Genomic DNA, 17,798 nt, shown 5'->3' with positions numbered 1-17,798 from the left:
TTATTTCAACGATGTGCCTTGATAGCGAAATTTCAAGAAATTCTGAGCATTACTCAAGATCTGGAAAGCATCTTTAAGGTTACGTCTTTCAAAATCAGAAAGGTTTTCTGGCTCTATGTTGTTATCGGGCTCTCTCTCTTCATTGATATCAATGGCTTGATGTCGTATGCGCACCAGAGAAATAAACTCGAGTGCATCCTTAAGATCTTGCGCTCTTCCTCTAGGCAAAATTCCCGAATCAAGGATGTCATCTAGGCGTTCAAAAGAGTTTTGCTGGGTTGAGCCCACAGCCAGCGCATGAACGCGTATAAGGTCGGCCAGTGGCGCGGTACCGCGGCGCTTAAGGTTTATGGAGTTTTTATGCTTACCGTCTTTTTCCATTACAAAGCTCTTGAAAAAGCCTAATGGAGGCGTTCGGTTGAGTGCATTTCGTGCCAAGCAGTATAGGAATTTCGAGTTGTTCTTAGCGCGCTCAGTAATAAAACGATTGAGCTTTTCTGCCCACTTGATTTGTCCATGTACACCGACTAAATCAAAGAATATTGACGCATTTAGCAAGGCCTTAGCATTAGGATTATCAATCCAGTCTGCAAAGCATTCTTCCCATTCGGTTTGAGTCATTCGCCAAATAGGGTTGGTTGCCATAATGTCACCGGTACAGTATGGGTAGCCACAACGATCCAATCCGTCACTGACCATCTGAGAAAGGGTAGCGAAGTATTCATCGTGTTTTTCTTTATCGAAGCTGTTCGATAAAATAATGGCGTTATCCTGATCGGTTACAATCAGTTGCTCATCACGCGCCATTGAACCAAGAGCAAGAAAGCAATATGGAACAGGCGAGGGGCCAAGCTCTTCTTCAGCAAGCTCTATGATGCGCTGTTTAAAACTTTTCCCTATGATGGCCATCGCACTTCCCACCATGTGAGAGTTAGCATCTTCGTTGACCAATCTGACGAAACTATCATTAACCTGCTCAGAAAGAGTGACTAAATCATCAACGCTGTTTTGTTGGAAGATAGAGCTCACTAATAGTAAAGAGTTTTGCGATTCGTAACGCACGATATCACTGGCTTCGATAACGCCGATGGGTTTGTTTTTTCTAAGAATAGGTAAGTGATGAACGTTGAAGCGCTGCATGGTTAACATGGCTTCATAGACATAAGCGTTGCTGTCTAAAGTAATAACGTCTTGGGTCATCACCGACTTCACCGTGTCATCGGGTGATACGCCTTGAGCTACCACGCGGGTACATAAATCTCGGTCTGTGAGTATGCCGCGTAGTTTGTCGTTGCTGTGGGCTTCATCGTCCACTACAAGAAGACAAGACGTATTCTCATCGTCCATTTGTATTGCCGCATCTCTGATAGACGAAAATTCAGAGATGGTCGATGCTGGACGGTTAATCATTGCGGTGATTTTTGCCGTTGTGAGGTCATTATCATCGGTGTTGGCAATGGCTCGACGTAGTCGCGTACTGTCTTCAACCGCAACGAAATCAGCGAATGAGTCATAAGAGTCATACAGGTTTTGAAAGGTTTCAGCGGGTATGCAATATAGCAGGCAGTCTTCAATGGCCTTAGCTGGAAACATCACCTTGCCATTACTTAATAGCGCCAGTTGCCCAAATACCGCACCTTCGTCCAATCGGTTGAACAAAGACCCGTTCCGCTTGGAGATCTCAACAACGCCACTGCGAACCACGAAGAAATCAGAGATGGCCTCGCCTAAGGAAACCACTGCATCTCCCTTACGGATGTAGGATATTTCAGTTTCAAGCGCTATCTGACTGAGTACTTCATCAGGCAAGTCTGTGAAGGGGGGGTATTGAGCGAGAAACTGTTTTATTTCGAGTAGTTCAACTTCCATGAGGCGCCTTAATTATCGCGATTGAGTGCATCGTTCATCGTAAAACGAAAAAAAGAGGATATAAATAGTAGTTTGGCGCTAAATCATTGTTAAGTCACTAAACTATCATCATTTATTGTCTACTATTATGGTTGAATATAGGCATTTATTTGTCTTTTTTCATGACAGGGAGAGCGCATGAACAAATACTCATCGATTGCACTGTTTAGTTTAGGTTCATTATTCGCTGTAGATAGCGAAGCCTATGATTGGGGCTTTCGATCGTATGATGCACCGGTAAATTATAACTTTTTAAGTGTGGCCATCGGTGGAGGTAAACTCAACTCGGATGTGCTTGAGGGCCGGGATGGTGTCACGGTCAGTGATATAAATCTGAGATTTTTAGTCAATGAGTACTGGATTACCAACATTCAATACAAGGGTCGCTTTACTCATCACGGCGATGAGAACGACAGGGCTGACTATGTCACTGTGTCTGGAGCAAGGCGCTTTGCGGTAATGGATAACGGCGATCTCTATGCGGGTGTAAAGCTTGGTGGTGTTAGCGTTAAAATTCGAGACAGCAATGGCTCGACGATTGCGAAAGAACAAGACTTCTTGCTAGGGGTGTTTGCCGGGGTCAACTACGGATTCACTGACGCTTTAGAAGGGAATATGGTTCTCGAGTACCTAGAGTACGATCTCACTCATGAGTCTTCTTTTGAGCTCTCTTTAGATTATTACTTCACGACACACTTTTCCCTTGGGGCGTATGGCCGAACTATCTGGAATGATGACTCAACCCTAGATCAGGGTGGGATAGTGGCTAAACTTCGCTTTTGATGTAAGTAATTACAGAAATAAAAAAGGCTGGTAAACACCAGCCTTTTTGTTTGAGAGTACTTAAAGTACGGCTGTTAAAGTACGGCTGCGATGCCTTTGCACAGTGGCAACATGTTGTCTTTGGTCATGCCAGCAACGCTGATACGGCCTGAACCTACGATGTAGATAGCAAACTCATCTTTAAGGCGTGTTACTTGCTCTTTGGTTAGGCCAGAGAAAGAGAACATACCGTTTTGACGCTCAATAAAGCTAAAGTCGCGAGAAACGCCCTGTGCTTTCAGGGTTTCAACAAACAGCGTACGCATTTCTTGAATACGGTCACGCATCTCTTTCACTTCTGCTTCCCACTCTTTACGCAGTTCAGCATTGTTTAGAATGTGAGTCACTACCGCAGAGCCGTGAGCTGGTGGGTTAGAGTAGATTGAACGAATAATGCCTTTAACCTGAGAGAAAGCCGTTTGTGCAACTTCCGCGTTAGCCGCTACTAGAGTAAATGCACCAACGCGCTCGTTGTACAGCCCAAAGTTCTTTGAGAAAGAACTCGCGACTAGGATTTCACTATTTTGCTCAGCGAACGCACGTAGGCCTGCAGCGTCTTCTTCTACGCCCTTAGCAAAGCCTTGGTACGCGAAGTCAAACAGTGGTATCAATTTCTTGTCTGCTGCTAGCTTAGCCAGTGCTTGCCATTCGTCAGCGGTAGGGTCGATGCCTGTTGGGTTATGACAGCAGCCGTGCAGTAGAACGATGTCGCCTTCATTTGCTTGGGCAAGGTCCGCTAGCATGGCATCAAAGTCTTTCGCCTTGGTTTCAGCGTTGTAGTAGCGATACTCAGCAATCTCAACACCAGCTGCAGTGAATACGCCCTTGTGGTTTGCCCAAGTAGGGTTGCTGATCCAGATTTTAGCGCCGCTTAGTTGGCGCTTGATGAACTCACCAGCAACACGCAATGCACCGGTACCACCTGGTGCTTGAGCTGTTTTTGCTTTCTTTTCAGAAACGATAGCGCTGTTTTCACCAAAAAGTAGTTTTTGAACCGCAACACCATATTCTGCTGTACCCTCGATCGTTAGGTAAGATTTGGTGGTTTCGGTCTCAAGAATGGCTTGTTCTGCTTTTTTTACAGTGGCCAACACAGGGGTTGCACCTTGTTCGTTCTTGTAGATACCTACACCAAGATTGATCTTGGTATCACGTACATCTTTTTTAAACTCTTCAGTTAAACCTAGGATAGGGTCTGCAGGGGCTGCTACTACTTTTTCAAACATGAGTATCGTCCGTGTAATTGTGGATTAATGGAATGTGACAGTCTTCATTTATACCTGTAGAAAAACGGCAAAACAACAGATTTGTAATTAATTTAGCAATGTAATCCGTAACACCTGTCTGATATCAACTTTTCCTGAAAACTAGACACAAAAAAACCGCCAAACGGCGGTTTTTTATAACAGCAATCGACTTAGAAGTTCGCGCTGCGTGGTGTACGTGGGAATGGAATCACGTCACGAACGTTACCCATACCTGTTACGTAGGATACTAAGCGCTCAAAACCAAGACCGAAACCAGCGTGTGGCACTGTGCCGTATTTACGTAGGTCGCGGTACCAGCTCATGTGTTCAGGGTCGATACCCATAGCAATCATGCGCTCGTCTAGAATGTCTAGACGCTCTTCACGCTGAGCACCACCGATAATTTCACCAATGCCAGGTGCTAGAACGTCCATGGCAGCAACAGTTTTGCCGTCGTCGTTCAAGCGCATGTAGAAGGCTTTGATGTCTTTCGGGTAGTTCTTAACGATTACCGGTGCCTTGAAGTGTTCTTCTGCAAGGTAACGCTCATGCTCAGATGACATGTCGATACCCCACTCAACGTCAAATTCAAACTCACGACCAGAGTCGAGTAGGATTTGAATTGCGTCTGTGTAATCCACTTGTGCAAAGTCAGCGTCTACGAACTGCTCAAGGCGAGAGATCGCTTGCTTATCAATGCGCTGAGCAAAAAACTCTAGGTCATCACGACGCTCTGCAAGAACGGCTTTGAACACGTACTTAAGCATGTCTTCAGCCAGTTTCGCAGCATCATCAAGATCAGCAAATGCGATCTCTGGCTCAACCATCCAGAACTCCGCTAGGTGGCGGCTGGTATTTGAGTTTTCTGCGCGGAACGTTGGACCAAAGGTGTACACCTTGCTTAGGGCACATGCATACGCTTCGGCGTTTAACTGACCGGATACGGTAAGGAATGTCTCCTTGCCGAAGAAATCTTCGTTGTAGTCCACATTGCCTTTATCAGTGCGCGGTAGATTTTCCATATCCAAAGTAGATACGCGGAACATCTCGCCTGCACCCTCAGCATCAGATGCTGTGATTAGTGGAGCTGAAGTCCAAAAGAAGCCTTGCTCGTGGTAGAAACGATGGATCGCTTGTGACAAGCAGTTACGCACGCGAGCAACAGCGCCAATCACGTTTGTACGTGGGCGAAGGTGTGCAACCTCGCGAAGGTACTCAATAGAGTGACGAGTCTTAGCCATTGGGTAAGTATCAGCATCTTCAACCCAGCCAACTACTGTTACAGCCGTTGCAGCTAGCTCAAAATCTTGACCTTTTGCTGGAGACTCTACGACGGTACCTGTCACTTCTACAGAGCAACCTGTAGTCAGTTTTAGTACTTCTTCATCGTAATTATTTAAGCTATTTGGGACCACGGCCTGAATCGGGTCGAAACAAGAGCCGTCATAGATGGCGAGAAAAGAGATTCCAGCTTTGGAATCGCGACGTGAGCGGATCCAGCCACGAACAGTGATCTCACTGTTTACTTCGAGCTTTCCGCTAAGTACGTCTGTTACAGGCGCGTAAGTCATTTGGTATTACTCTCCAATAGATGCTATCGAGAAATAGAAAATTAAATAGAACTTCTCAGTTTACTCACCAATAATTTTGCATCAAGTAAAGAGTGCCTATTTCATGGGTATTTTTTATTAAGCGGTGTTTAATCCATCAAATAAGTGAGCTGTCTTTGCATTGCATCAATAATTTGCGCAGTGACTCCCCAAATAAAGTGTCTTTGATAGGGGATAGCAAACACCTTGTGGGTGACGGTTTTTAACTGGAAATGGAAACTTGAGAGGTTCTGGCGTGCAAAGAGAAACTCGGCGGGCACCTCAAATGCCTCATCTACCTCGTTGGAATCAAGCTTTGACTGGTAGTTAGGGTCGATAAAAGCAATGTAAGGAGTCACTGCAAACTGGCTTACAGTAGGTAACGGGGGCAAAGCGCCCGCTACCGTGATCAATGAGGGGTCAATACCCACTTCTTCATGGGTTTCTCTTACAGCGGTAACACTAAGGAGTAAGTCATCTTGCTCGTACTTTCCTCCAGGGAAGCTCACTTGGCCAGGATGGTGCTTGAGATGTGCTGCGCGCTTAGTAAGGATGACATGAAGACGATTGCTACGCTCAACAAGACCGATTAATACGGCAGCAGGCCTTAGCACATCTTGGTCAAAATGAGCCAGTCGTTGCAGGCTTTGTGTATCGTAGGAAGAAGGCTTACTCAGATTAAATCTTAATAAAAACTCGTCTTTGGTCATGCCTTCCTCTCTGAACAATTCACTATTCTAATACTGGCAGAATTTTGCCAAGTTTATGCAAGGTTTCTTGATATTCTGATTCACACTCACTGTCAGCGACCAATCCACCGCCTGCCCACGCATGGATCTTATGATTTTCTGTAATAAGCGTTCTGATGGTAATGCTAGTGTCCATATTGCCACATCGACTGATATAGCCAATGCTGCCGCAATAAACACTGCGACGATGAGGCTCAAGCTCTTCTATGATCTGCATGGCTCTAACCTTGGGTGCGCCAGTAATTGACCCTCCAGGAAAGCAAGCGCGAAGCAAATCGTACTCGTCATACTGGTCATCCAGTACCCCGGTAATCGTACTCACCAGATGATGAACTGCAGGGAAGCTTTCAATCTCAAACAAATGCGGGACTTTCACACTGCCTGGGGAGGAGACGCGGCCTATGTCGTTGCGCAGCAGATCCACGATCATCAGGTTTTCGGCTTGGTCTTTTTCTGCTGTTTGTAAGTCGTCTCTTTGCTGTTTGTCTTTCAAGGGATCGTTAAAGCGTGGCCTTGTGCCCTTAATCGGCTTGGTCTCGACTTGTTTATCGTGAGCCAATAAAAAACGCTCTGGTGATATACTGAGCACTGCATTATGCGGTAATCGAATGAATGCAGAAAACGGCGCCTTGTTCTCATTTTCTAGGGTTTTATATGCCTGCCACTCGTTGCCTGAGTAACCTGCGCTAAAGCGTTGAGCTAGATTGATTTGATAACAATCACCCGCTAACAGATAGTCTTGAACAGCCTCAAATTTAAGCTGATATTGCGATTTGGTCATATTGGCAGACCAAGGCGTCTCTAACTGGAACGAAGGGTGCTCAACATTAAGCTCGTGAGAGCGGGAAGGCATATTGTCACCGTTGAGGTTTTGTCCAACCCAATAGGCTTGTTTGAGCTCGTGATCAACCACTAATGCCTTTTCATACAGGCCCACCGCCATGTCCGGCGCGTTAAGATCGCGTTTGGCAATGTTTTTAAAGTCTTCGATGCGTCTGCCAAGATCATAAGCAAAGTAGCCAAGCCAGCCACCAATAAAGGGTAGATGTGTATCGGTATGTGAATAAGGGAGGTATTGCTGTTGCAGTCTTCGCAAGAGTTCGAAAGGATCCTCTGTAACTTGAGAAAGCTCGCCTTCTATTGTTACATCACTCACGTCGGCATAGGTCTCTACTGTAATCTGTGGTGAATGCACCAAAATATCGTAACGACTGTTTGGGTGATTATCAGATGCGGAACGTAGCAGCATAGCGTAAGGGTAGTGTTCTATTTTCTCGAACAGATCTAGGGCAAGATCCTTTCGGTAAATGAGTTGCTCGGTTTGAATATTTAAATCAGACATCTATCAAATTGCTTGAAATGTGACGACACCGTAAAGGTGAGTGTGGTTTGAGAATCGCCTCAAGAGTATCATAGATTTATCTCAAGTTCAGAACGCACGTGAAGTCATAGGCTTAATCGTGCATGAAACGGATTCAGACTGACCAAAAGGGGCTCCGCGAATGACCGTAATTCGTAAGCAAGATCTTATCAGCAGTGTCGCTGATGCACTTCAATACATCTCTTACTACCATCCGCTTGATTTTGTGCAAGCGTTAGAAAAAGCGTACCACGCCGAAGAAAGCACTGCGGCAAAGGATGCGATTGCACAGATCCTAATTAACTCTCGAATGTCAGCAGAAGGCCACAGACCGATATGTCAGGATACTGGCATTGTGACGTGTTTCGTGAACATTGGTATGAAAGTGCAGTGGGAAGATACCGACGTCACAGTACAAGAGATGATTGATGAGGGCGTACGACAAGCCTACACCAATCCAGATAACCCGCTTCGAGCGTCTATTTTGTTAGACCCTGCGGGCAAGCGCATAAACACCAAAGACAATACACCTGCTGTTGTGCACATTAATATGGTGCCAGGTGACAAGGTTGAGGTACAAATTGCCGCTAAGGGCGGTGGTTCAGAAAACAAAACCAAGATGGTAATGCTAAACCCATCCGATGACGTAGCAGAATGGGTTGAAAAAACTTTGCCAACCATGGGCGCAGGCTGGTGTCCACCGGGTATGCTAGGTATAGGTATTGGTGGTACCGCAGAAAAGGCGGCGGTACTGGCAAAAGAATCCTTAATGGATCCCGTTGATATCCATGAATTGATGGAGCGAGGCGCACAAACTACAGAAGAGAAGATGCGCTTAGAGATCTTCGAGCGTGCCAACAAAACCGGTATTGGTGCTCAAGGCCTTGGCGGATTAACCACTGTTGTGGATGTGAAAATCAAAACCGCTCCAACCCACGCAGCGTCTAAGCCTGTGTGCATGATTCCAAATTGCGCGGCAACCAGACACGTGCATTTCACTCTAGATGGGTCGGGCCCGGCGAATTTGGTTCCACCTAAACTAGAAGACTGGCCAGAAATCTCGTGGGATGCAGGTGCAAAAGCGCGCCGAGTGAATCTGGACTCTGTCACACAAGCCGATATTGAAACCTGGACAACTGGCGAGACCTTATTGCTATCAGGCAAGATGTTGACTGGCCGTGATGCAGCCCACAAACGTATTCAACAGCTGTTAGAAAGCGGTGAAGGCTTGCCAGAAGGTGTCGACTTTAAAGGCAAGTTTATTTACTACGTAGGCCCTGTGGATGCAGTGGGTGACGAAGCCGTAGGACCTGCCGGCCCAACCACCTCAACACGCATGGATAAGTTCACTGAGATGATGCTGTCGAAAACAGGCATTGCCGGCATGATAGGTAAGGCTGAACGTGGCCCGCAGACAGTTGAGCTTATTAAAGAAAACAAGGCGGTGTACCTAATGGCCGTGGGTGGCGCTGCTTACCTTGTCTCTAAAGCCATCAAGAGTGCCAAGGTGATTGCATTTGAAGAGCTAGGCATGGAGGCGATCTACGAATTTGATGTTGAAGATATGCCGGTAACCGTTGCGGTAGACTCAAGCGGTGCCAATGCACACCAGATTGGTCCAGAAACCTGGAAGGTCAAAATTGCTGAAATGGATTAACTTTAGTTAATCTAAATGGATGAAGCGCAATCAAAGATTGCGCTTTTTTTCGAAAATTCAGCGAGATAGCTGATACAATTATGTTGTGACTTTTATTAACAGGGGATGTTATGCCACGCTTTGTACAAATTCTTCAGATCATCGTTGCCGTCGTTATCGGTGGCTTCCTTTGCTATGACCTTATTCTCAATGGTATTGCCATTTTCCATGAGAAGTACATTACCATCACCATAGTACTTACACTTCTTTTGGAACTCGCTCTGTTTGTCATTTTTAAGCTCATTGTCGATGATTAAATCTTGTTAATGTTGCGCTCTAACGCTGGATATTTGGAGAGTAATTCAATATCTTGAGCTTAGGAGCGTGATATGAACAGAATAACAAACGAAGCAAAACAACTACTTAATAGAGGGCTGGATGCACACCTAAGAATTGGTGTCACCGGCCTTTCTCGTGCAGGAAAGACTGCATTCATTACCTCCTTTGTGGATCAGCTGCTACATACGTCAACTCATGACAACCTGCCTTTATTGGCGGCGCAGAGAGATGCTAGGGTGCTAGGTGCACGAAGAGTGCCACAAAAAAATCTTCTCACTCCTAGATTTAATCTAGACGGTTCTTATGAATCTTTGACACTTGAAACCCCGCAATGGCCAACGCCTACTCGTGATGTGAGTGAAATTCGTATCGCAATTAAATATAAGCCGAGTAGCAAAGCCCGAAAATTGCTCAGTCGTCATGCCACCTTATATGTGGACTTAGTGGATTACCCAGGAGAGTGGTTGCTGGATCTACCGATGTTAGAGATGGATTTTCAAGCATGGTCTGAGCAGCAGTTATTACGTCTTCAGCAGATAGATCTTCCTGACGTCGAGACATGGTTAGCTCGTAGCCAACACCTTGATTACGATGAATTTAATGACGACAAGCTTATCAATGAAGTCGCAGCGCAATATACCAAGCTATTATTAGATCTCAAATCAAAGGGCTATCAACTGATACAGCCAGGACGCTTTGTATTGCCGGGCGAATTGGCGGACGCACCTGTAGTGCTGTTTTTTCCTTATATTTTTAAGGACAAACCCACAAAGGGGAGCGCAATCAATTTGTTGTCCAAGCGCTACAAAGAATATCAGCAACAGGTTATTAAACCCTTCTATCGACACTATTTTTCTTCCTTCGATAGACAAATCTTATTGGTTGATGTGCTAACGCCTCTTAATCAGGGTGAGCATGCCTTTAGCGATATGCAGGTTGCGCTTACCGAAATAATGAAGAGCTTCAGCTACGGAAAAAACAGCCTAATTCGTCGCTTGTTTTCACCAAGAACCGACAAGTTGCTGTTTGCGGCAACCAAAGCTGACCACATTACTCCTGATCAACACTCAAATTTGAATTTGTTGCTTCGACATTTGGTGCAGCCGATTTGGCAGCATGTCTCCTTTGAAAGTGTCTCAATGGAGTGTATGCCGTTCGCTTCGATAAAATCGACGGATGCAGGATTTGTCGATCAGAAAGGGAACTCTATTGCCGTTATTAATGGCACCACAATCGAAGGAAACACGCTCACTCTCTATCCTGGAGAGGTGCCAGCAACCCTGCCCAAAGCCGATTTTTGGGATAAACAGGGGTTCGATTTTGTCAGTTTTAGACCGCAAAATTATGTTGAAGCAACGCCGCTGCCACATATCGGTATGGATAAGGTGATGCAGTTCTTGCTGGGCGATAAGTTGAGGTAATGTTTTGAACGAATATAAACAAAAACAGGTGTTTACGCGTTCAGATGACGCTAAAGAGAGCGAGGAAAGCTTCGACACTCAATATAAAGGGGCGCAGCCAGATCTTGGAACAAAGCAAACCTTTGAAGATCACCAATTTATCAAGGCCGAGCCTATTGCTACAGCAGAAGATGAGCCGATCGAAGAGAAGGTAGAGACGCTGTTCAATCGACGTCGAGTGCCCCTGCGCTGGAAGCTGTTGTTTGCCACCTTGGGAGGCTTAAGTGCATGGCAACTGGTTGACTCCTTTATTGGTGCGTTTCAAGCGAACAACCTTCTGAGCTTGTCATGGACGGTGTTGCTAACCGGTGGGTTCGCGATAGGGGCGGGTGCGTTACTGCGCGAGTTACTTAAAATGAGGCGTCTTCGTCACCAAGGTGACGTGCAAATGAAGGCTCAACAGCTGTATGACAACAACGACTATGGTTATGCCGGGCCGTTTTGTGATTCTCTTTTCAAGACAATGACCGCATCGGGTGTTGAAAATGTAGGTCTGTCTAAATGGTCGCAACATAAGAGTGACAATCATTCTGATCGTGACATGTTGGATTTGTATCAGGGGTATGTGTTATCCCCAGTGGATCAGAAGATCAACAAAGCCATTGCCAAGTATTCATCAGAGGCCGCGGTGATGGTTGCGGTGAGCCCTTTGGCAGCCGCTGATATGTTGCTGGTGGCGTGGAGAAATATATCCCTTATCAATCGCATTGCTAAAGAATATGGCGTAGAGCTGGGGTACTGGTCTCGAATTCAGTTGCTACGATTGACTTTAATTAATATGGCAGCAGCGGGTGGTACTGAGCTCGCTATGGATGCCGGTATGGATCTTTTATCCATGGATCTCACTGCCAAACTGTCGACTCGCGCGGCACAAGGGGTAGGTGTTGGTTTGCTGACGGCGCGTTTGGGTATTAAGGCCGCGCAGCTGATGAGACCAATTCCATTTTCCGATGATAATCGTCTGCGATTGCGAGATGTTCGTGACCAAGTATTGGTATCTGTTAAACATCGTTTACAAAATAGTGAAGAAAGAGAGTAGGGTTAACTTGCTCTAATCCCTGATATTGCTTGACTGAAATGCGCTTCTGCTAGACACTCATGTAAACATTATTGAACACTTGAGAATCAGACGTGCGCTTACAAGTATTGTGTGAAGATCGCTTAGGTTTAACCCGCGAACTGCTGGATATCTTAACCTCGCAAAATCTAGACTTGCGAGGCATAGAGATCGACCCTGTCGGTATTATTTATCTTAATTGCCCAGAATTAGACTTTGAATCCTTTAGTGCTTTGATGGCGCAAATCAGACGCATTGAAGGTGTGTCTGATGTTAGGCGTATTCAGTTTATGCCCAGCGAGCGCAAGAACACGGAACTTACAGCGGTACTTGATAACCTGTCAGAAGCGCTTATCTCTGTTGGGCTTAATGGCCAGATTGATATGGCTAACCAAAAAGCCAAGCAGTTATTCCACAGTAGTGAAGAGTCAATATTAGGCAGCTCCATTAGTCAACTGCTCCCTAAGTTCTCTTATCAAGCTTGGCTAGAAGACTCTGCTGCTCGGGTTAAACAAAGCGTTGTGATTGGCGGTATCGATTATCAGATGGAGATCATTCCTGTCCACTTGATGCAAAACAGCGATACTTCTGTGCATGCAAGTACCGTGTTTCAGTTAAGACAATCCCGACATGACCATGGTCAAACTGAGTTGGTTTCCGATAGCGACCCACTTGGATTTGAACACTTTGTGGGGATATCCAACCGACACAAAGCGCTAATTACTCAAGCCAAGAAGCTTTCTATGCTCGAGCAGCCCCTACTAATTGAAGGCAATACTGGTACAGGTAAAGAAATGCTTGCTCGTGCCTGTCATGCTCGCTCTCATCGCGCAGCAAACCCCTTTATTGTTCTTAGTTGTGCGTCTATGCCCGATGATGTGGCAGAAACCGAGCTATTTGGCCATGCGCAAAGCACTTCTCACCAAGGAAAACCCCATAAGGGGATCTTTGAGAATGCCGATGGAGGGACCGTTTTCCTCGATGAGATTGGCGAGATGTCCGCACACTTGCAAAGCAAACTGTTGAGATTCTTGCAAGATGGCACCTTTAGGCGTGTGGGTGAAGATAAAGAGGTGAGTGTAAGTGTGCGCGTGATAGCCTCTACTAAGCATACGCTAGAGCAACTGATAGAGTCGGGCACCTTCCGTCAGGACCTCTATTTCCGTCTTAACGTATTGAATCTTAAAATTCCGCCACTGCGCGACAGATCGTCAGATATCGCCCCTTTGCTGGATATGCTGCTGGTAAAACACTGTGCCCAGCTGGGTATTGATAAACCAAGCTGTTCTGCAAGTTTAATGGACGCCTTAATTAGCTATAGCTGGCCGGGTAATATACGCGAGCTCGACAATGCCGTACTTCGCGCGCTCACCGAGCTTGAGGGGACTGAGTTGTCGACCCAGCACTTTCATCTTCCTACCCTTGATGGGCTGTCCAAAGGGGAGGCGAAGCTAGACCTTGATGGTTCATTGGATCATATTATGAAGCGGCATGAATCTCAGGTGCTAGAAAAGTTGTATCAAGCCTTTCCATCAAGTAGAAAACTCGCAAAAAGGCTGAATGTCTCGCACACCTCAATTGCGAATAAGCTTCGCGACTATGAGATCGGGAAGAAATAGGTTTGGAGATGTTTTTCACTCATAAGCCCTTAGTGGTCAAGAAAAGTACTTCTGTTTCAGAGCCGACGATTCGCTCTGTTACTCGCTCGGATGCGAAGATATTGTGTGAATACTTTGTTCGCAATAAAGCGTTTTTAAAGCCTTGGGATCCCCTCAGAGATGAAGGTTTTTACACCCTAGCAGGATGGAGATATAAGATAGCTCGCCTTGAGGAATTAGAAAAACTCAGACAAGGTTTGTACCTTCTAGTTTTGAATCATGACGAGAGCAAGGTGTTAGGTGTCGTGACCTTTAGCAACATTGTCGCTTATCCGTTTCACGCTTGTAATCTTGGCTATTCCCTCGATGAACAGGAGCAGGGTAAGGGACTAATGCATTCTAGCCTGAAAGAAGCCTGTCACTATCTTTTTAAGCAGTTTAATATGCACCGAATTCAGGCGTCTTACCTTCCCCATAACGAGCGAAGTGCTAAGGTCCTAGAAAAAATGGGCTTTGTAAAAGAAGGGATCGCTAAGGATTACCTATTGATTGATGGGCGTTGGCAAGACCATGTGTTGACGTCACTTACTAACGAAAACTGGATGGAAGCATGCAAAGATTAAATCAGCAACTTGAAATGTTGATGGAGATTGACCAGCTTAAGAATGTACTCAGAAGAACCCGAGTAAAGAGCGCGCAAGGTCGCCTTGAAAATAGCGCAGAGCACAGCTGGCATGTCGCTACCATGGCTATGCTAACTCAAGAGCACGCCAATGCAGAAGTAGACATTGCTCGCGTTTTAAAGATGCTGCTATTGCATGATATTGTTGAAATTGATGCGGGGGACACCTTCGTTTATGACGCGGTGGCCTCCAAAGAGCAAGAACAAAAAGAATTGCTAGCTGCGGATCGTTTATTTGGCTACCTACCACAAGGCCAAAGAGAAGAACTGCGTGCCATTTGGGATGAATTTGAAGCGGCGACAACCGATGATGCCAAGTTTGCTAAGGCGTTAGATCGATTCATTCCGATGTTATTGAACTATCATAATCAAGGGCAAAGCTGGGTTGAGCATCAAGTGAAACGCAGCCAAGTCATTGCTATCAACGGTCGCATTCAGCAAGGCTCAGAAACCTTGTGGCAGAAGGCGCTACAGATCATAGATGAAGCCGTTGAAAATGGCTGGCTAAAAGATGAGTAATATGGACCATATATCGCTAGATGAATATTCACGCAAGTGGATCTTTACCCACCAATCCATGCCTATTCCGTCAGAGGACTTAGCGGAAATTAAGCCTATGTCGCAGGCAAAAAGTGCTCAGTTTTGGAAGGATAACATCAGTAAACAAAGTCCAGACTCAGAACGCATGAGCAGCCAAGATTGGCCGACGTCAGGGGCTAATTGGTCTGACTCGGTAAACTGGATGAGTAATTGGGAATCCGATGATGAGGGGTTGCCTGAAGCTGTGATTGAACACATTGATTGGCAAGACGATGTCACGGTTTATTTCTGCTATGAAAAGTACAATGTCGTTCAAACGACTTGGTCGATATTCAAACAACACTGGAAAAACTTTTTGTTTTTCGACGATGGCCCAATATTAATTGGCCGACGTCGTAAACAGGCACTATGGTTTACCACTGATGGACAAGTAAAACTCGGTAATCGTCCTTAAGAATTGAGGGGGTGGCATGTGTGGTTTGAGTTAGGATTATTAGCGTTTTTTTTACTCATTCTATTGTTGACCATGTTGCCCTTCTGGCGAAACTTAGAACGTCGCTATTTAACCCAAGAGTTAAAAAATCACCCGGGCCTCACTATTGCGCAGCTGCCACTTGGCATTGTGAATTATCGCATTGCTGGTGGCTGTGATTTACCTGTTGTGGTATTGGTGCATGGCTTCTCAGTTCCTAGCTTTGCCTGGGAGCGAAATGCCAAGGCCATAGAAGAGTCTGGTTTTCGCGTACTGACGTTTGATCTGTTCGGCAGAGGCTATTCCGCCCGTCCCAATACGCGATATAACCTAGAGCTCTTTTCCAGCCAACTTGAACACCTCTTAGACTATTTGCACATCGACCAAGCTGTACATTTGGTTGGCTTGTCTATGGGCGGCGCTATTGTGTCTAACTATGCCCAATCGCACCCCCAAAGGGTCGCTAGTGTGAGTCTTCTTTCACCCTTGAATGAACCGGTTAATATTGGCCCGCTTAAACTGCCGATTATTGGCCGCTACCTCACGTATGCTTTCTATCTTCCCAACATGATTACAGAGCAGGTTAAAGACTTTGTAGAACCTGAATTGCTTGGTCACTGGCAACAGCGTTATCAGGAGCAGATGAGAATAAAAGGGTTTCGCAATGCGATTTATTTGACTGCAATTCAGGCATTGCAGCAATCAAGCCAACGGGCTTTAGAAAGTCTAAGCAAGAATCATATTCCCACGCTACTGATGTGGGGTAAGGAAGATCAATTGCTGAGTTTTAGTCAATCAGAGAAGGTTCGTTCTTATTTACCCAGTGATCACAAATTCATAGGAGTGGAGGGTGCAGGGCACGCTTTGCAATATGAGGAAGCGGAGAGAATTAATGAGGCTTTGATTTCTTTTCTAAAGGGCATAAATCAATAAAAAAGAACCGGCCCGAGGGCCGGTGCTCTAAGCAGTTGGTTAGCCATTGCAACGTGGTTAACTTAGCCGCTAAGAAAATCATACACTAAACGTGCATCTTCTAAAATAGTGTTAAGAACTCTTCATATCCCATTTTAGCTAATTGATCTTTAGGAATAAATTTCAACGACGCCGAATTAATGCAGTATCTTAATCCAGTAGGCTCAGGACCATCTTCAAACACGTGCCCAAGGTGCGAGTCACCAAACCGGCTTCTTACTTCTATACGTGTGTAGAACAGTTTGCTGTCTTTGTGCTCCGTAATAAAACGGTCATTGATCGGCTTGGTAAAACTAGGCCAGCCTGTGCCTGACTTGTACTTATCTGTGGAGCTAAACAAAGGTTCTCCTGAGACGATATCCACGTAGATCCCGTCTTTTTTGTTATCCCAATACTTGTTTTTAAATGGGCGCTCTGTCCCTTCTTGCTGAGTAACGTAGTACTGAAGTTCAGTCAGCATACCCTTGATCTCAGAATCATTTGGCTTTGTGTAGCGCTGTGTATCGACGCCTTTATCAGCCTCAATCATTGCTATCAAGGTCATGCCTGACTCTTCACGATCTTTGCCAAAGATGCTATCGAGATAGCGATCGCGTCCAGAGCCGTGACGGTAGTACTTATAGCGAATCGGATTCTTTTTGTAGTAATCCTGATGATAATCTTCAGCATCATAAAAGGTCGTATATTCGATCAGCTCTGTTTTCAGGGGTTTCTTGTACACACCCAACCGTTCTATATCTTGAATGAAGGCGTTGGCGGTATTGAATTGTTGTTCGTTGTGATAAAACACCGCAGGTCGGTAGTGTCGCCCTCTATCCACAAATGAGCCTTGGTCGTCGGTGGGATCCATATGGCGAAACAGCTGGTCTAGTACTTCTACATACGTCACTGAGTCTGCGTCATAGGTAACCTGTATCGCTTCAATGTGGCCGGTCTTGCCTGCCGCCACTTGTTTGTAGGTTGGGTTAACCTCGGACCCTCCGGCGTAACCAGAGACAACGTCGATGACCCCAGGCAGTTTCTCTAGATCGGCTTCTGTACACCAGAAACATCCACCAGCAAGTGTTGCTACTTTAATGTTGGTTGCGTCGGGCATTTTTGCGTCGTCAGCCATAGAGTTGCTAGACACCAACCATGCGAAAGGAGAAGCAATTACAATTGTGAAAAGTGCGGTAGACAGTCGTTTCATTTGAGACCTCGTCTTTCTTTGTTGAATAGTCTCTTAATAGGAGAGTACAAACCAAGAAAAAATTTCACGATTTTTACTAATTATCGATTTTAATTAACAATAGTAGTACGAGGGATTGAAGGGAATGGTTCAGGAAAAGGCTAAGATTGCCCCTTAAATGCAGGGGCAATAGAAGGTT

16 protein-coding genes are annotated in these 17,798 nt (G+C 45.6%); 10 read left to right on the top strand and 6 right to left on the bottom strand.

What is annotated here, in order from left to right:
* Positions 1–1,869, bottom strand: coding sequence for a putative nucleotidyltransferase substrate binding domain-containing protein (locus D5I41_RS15610; protein ID WP_119010578.1), 1,869 nt, complete (start codon positions 1,867–1,869; stop codon positions 1–3).
* 177 nt (positions 1,870–2,046) lie between these two features.
* Between D5I41_RS15610 and D5I41_RS15605 the strand changes: the two genes are divergently transcribed.
* Complete coding sequence (locus tag D5I41_RS15605) at positions 2,047–2,691, top strand: hypothetical protein (RefSeq protein WP_119010577.1); 645 nt, start codon at positions 2,047–2,049, stop codon at positions 2,689–2,691.
* A 74-nt stretch (positions 2,692–2,765) separates the two neighbouring features.
* On the opposite strand, the gene D5I41_RS15600 is transcribed toward D5I41_RS15605, so the two are convergent.
* The 4 genes from D5I41_RS15600 to pabB all read right to left on the bottom strand — a co-directional run bounded on the left by D5I41_RS15600 (position 2,766) and on the right by pabB (position 7,657).
* Positions 2,766–3,956, bottom strand: a complete 1,191-nt coding sequence (locus tag D5I41_RS15600; protein ID WP_119010576.1) for an amino acid aminotransferase — start codon at positions 3,954–3,956, stop codon at positions 2,766–2,768.
* A gap of 191 nt (positions 3,957–4,147) precedes the next feature.
* Positions 4,148–5,548 carry an asparagine--tRNA ligase gene (gene asnS, locus D5I41_RS15595; RefSeq protein ID WP_119010575.1) on the bottom strand — a complete coding sequence of 467 codons (1,401 nt, stop codon included), beginning with the start codon at positions 5,546–5,548 and terminating at the stop codon, positions 4,148–4,150.
* Between the two features lie 128 nt (positions 5,549–5,676).
* Positions 5,677–6,276: a CoA pyrophosphatase gene (locus D5I41_RS15590; protein ID WP_119010574.1), complete on the bottom strand. Its 600-nt coding sequence runs from the start codon at positions 6,274–6,276 to the stop codon at positions 5,677–5,679.
* Positions 6,277–6,298: 22 nt separating this feature from the next.
* Positions 6,299–7,657 (bottom strand): aminodeoxychorismate synthase component I, encoded by a 1,359-nt coding sequence (gene pabB / locus D5I41_RS15585; protein WP_119010573.1) that lies wholly within the window; start codon positions 7,655–7,657, stop codon positions 6,299–6,301.
* Between the two features lie 160 nt (positions 7,658–7,817).
* Here pabB and D5I41_RS15580 point away from each other — a divergent pair, with 160 nt between their 5' ends.
* The 9 genes from D5I41_RS15580 to D5I41_RS15540 all read left to right on the top strand — a co-directional run bounded on the left by D5I41_RS15580 (position 7,818) and on the right by D5I41_RS15540 (position 16,392).
* A complete protein-coding gene (locus D5I41_RS15580) occupies positions 7,818–9,332 on the top strand; it encodes a fumarate hydratase (RefSeq protein ID WP_119010572.1) in 1,515 nt (504 codons plus the stop codon).
* A gap of 110 nt (positions 9,333–9,442) precedes the next feature.
* Entirely contained in the window at positions 9,443–9,628 is a 186-nt protein-coding gene (locus D5I41_RS15575) for a hypothetical protein (RefSeq protein WP_119010571.1), read from the top strand.
* Positions 9,629–9,700: 72 nt separating this feature from the next.
* Complete coding sequence (locus tag D5I41_RS15570) at positions 9,701–11,071, top strand: YcjX family GTP-binding protein (protein WP_119010570.1); 1,371 nt, start codon at positions 9,701–9,703, stop codon at positions 11,069–11,071.
* Positions 11,072–11,075: 4 nt separating this feature from the next.
* Positions 11,076–12,149 (top strand): YcjF family protein, encoded by a 1,074-nt coding sequence (locus D5I41_RS15565; protein ID WP_119010569.1) that lies wholly within the window; start codon positions 11,076–11,078, stop codon positions 12,147–12,149.
* Between the two features lie 92 nt (positions 12,150–12,241).
* The gene (gene tyrR / locus D5I41_RS15560; RefSeq protein WP_119010568.1) at positions 12,242–13,786 is read left to right on the top strand and encodes a transcriptional regulator TyrR; all 1,545 of its coding nucleotides are present in this window, start codon (positions 12,242–12,244) and stop codon (positions 13,784–13,786) included.
* Between the two features lie 8 nt (positions 13,787–13,794).
* Positions 13,795–14,388: a ribosomal protein S5-alanine N-acetyltransferase gene (gene rimJ, locus D5I41_RS15555; protein WP_119010567.1), complete on the top strand. Its 594-nt coding sequence runs from the start codon at positions 13,795–13,797 to the stop codon at positions 14,386–14,388.
* Positions 14,376–14,966, top strand: a complete 591-nt coding sequence (locus D5I41_RS15550) for an HD domain-containing protein (protein WP_119010566.1) — start codon at positions 14,376–14,378, stop codon at positions 14,964–14,966. The genes rimJ and D5I41_RS15550 overlap by 13 nt, the downstream gene beginning before the upstream one ends.
* Before the next feature lies 1 nt (position 14,967).
* Positions 14,968–15,441, top strand: a complete 474-nt coding sequence (locus D5I41_RS15545) for a DUF2947 domain-containing protein (RefSeq protein ID WP_119010565.1) — start codon at positions 14,968–14,970, stop codon at positions 15,439–15,441.
* A gap of 18 nt (positions 15,442–15,459) precedes the next feature.
* Positions 15,460–16,392 carry an alpha/beta fold hydrolase gene (locus D5I41_RS15540; RefSeq protein ID WP_235868931.1) on the top strand — a complete coding sequence of 311 codons (933 nt, stop codon included), beginning with the start codon at positions 15,460–15,462 and terminating at the stop codon, positions 16,390–16,392.
* Positions 16,393–16,492: 100 nt separating this feature from the next.
* Here the strand turns inward: D5I41_RS15540 and msrB are convergent, their stop codons facing one another.
* A complete protein-coding gene (gene msrB / locus D5I41_RS15535) occupies positions 16,493–17,620 on the bottom strand; it encodes a peptide-methionine (R)-S-oxide reductase MsrB (protein WP_119010564.1) in 1,128 nt (375 codons plus the stop codon).
* Positions 17,621–17,798 lie beyond the last annotated feature (178 nt).

The sequence above is a fragment of the Vibrio superstes genome, assembly GCF_003569005.1.
Classification (GTDB): Bacteria; Pseudomonadota; Gammaproteobacteria; order Enterobacterales; family Vibrionaceae; genus Vibrio; species Vibrio superstes.
The sequence above is the reverse complement of the archived record's forward strand: the minus strand, read 5'-3'. Positions and strand labels throughout refer to the sequence as shown.

Coding starts and splice junctions, on each gene's coding strand:
- D5I41_RS15610 (WP_119010578.1), bottom strand. CDS start 1,869: ATGGAAGTTGAACTACTCGAAATAAAACAGTTTCTCGCTCAATACCCC.
- msrB (WP_119010564.1), bottom strand. CDS start 17,620: ATGAAACGACTGTCTACCGCACTTTTCACAATTGTAATTGCTTCTCCT.
- D5I41_RS15605 (WP_119010577.1), top strand. CDS start 2,047: ATGAACAAATACTCATCGATTGCACTGTTTAGTTTAGGTTCATTATTC.
- D5I41_RS15545 (WP_119010565.1), top strand. CDS start 14,968: ATGGACCATATATCGCTAGATGAATATTCACGCAAGTGGATCTTTACC.
- D5I41_RS15590 (WP_119010574.1), bottom strand. CDS start 6,276: ATGACCAAAGACGAGTTTTTATTAAGATTTAATCTGAGTAAGCCTTCT.
- D5I41_RS15580 (WP_119010572.1), top strand. CDS start 7,818: ATGACCGTAATTCGTAAGCAAGATCTTATCAGCAGTGTCGCTGATGCA.
- D5I41_RS15570 (WP_119010570.1), top strand. CDS start 9,701: ATGAACAGAATAACAAACGAAGCAAAACAACTACTTAATAGAGGGCTG.
- pabB (WP_119010573.1), bottom strand. CDS start 7,657: ATGTCTGATTTAAATATTCAAACCGAGCAACTCATTTACCGAAAGGAT.
- D5I41_RS15600 (WP_119010576.1), bottom strand. CDS start 3,956: ATGTTTGAAAAAGTAGTAGCAGCCCCTGCAGACCCTATCCTAGGTTTA.
- rimJ (WP_119010567.1), top strand. CDS start 13,795: ATGTTTTTCACTCATAAGCCCTTAGTGGTCAAGAAAAGTACTTCTGTT.
- D5I41_RS15550 (WP_119010566.1), top strand. CDS start 14,376: ATGCAAAGATTAAATCAGCAACTTGAAATGTTGATGGAGATTGACCAG.
- asnS (WP_119010575.1), bottom strand. CDS start 5,548: ATGACTTACGCGCCTGTAACAGACGTACTTAGCGGAAAGCTCGAAGTA.
- D5I41_RS15575 (WP_119010571.1), top strand. CDS start 9,443: ATGCCACGCTTTGTACAAATTCTTCAGATCATCGTTGCCGTCGTTATC.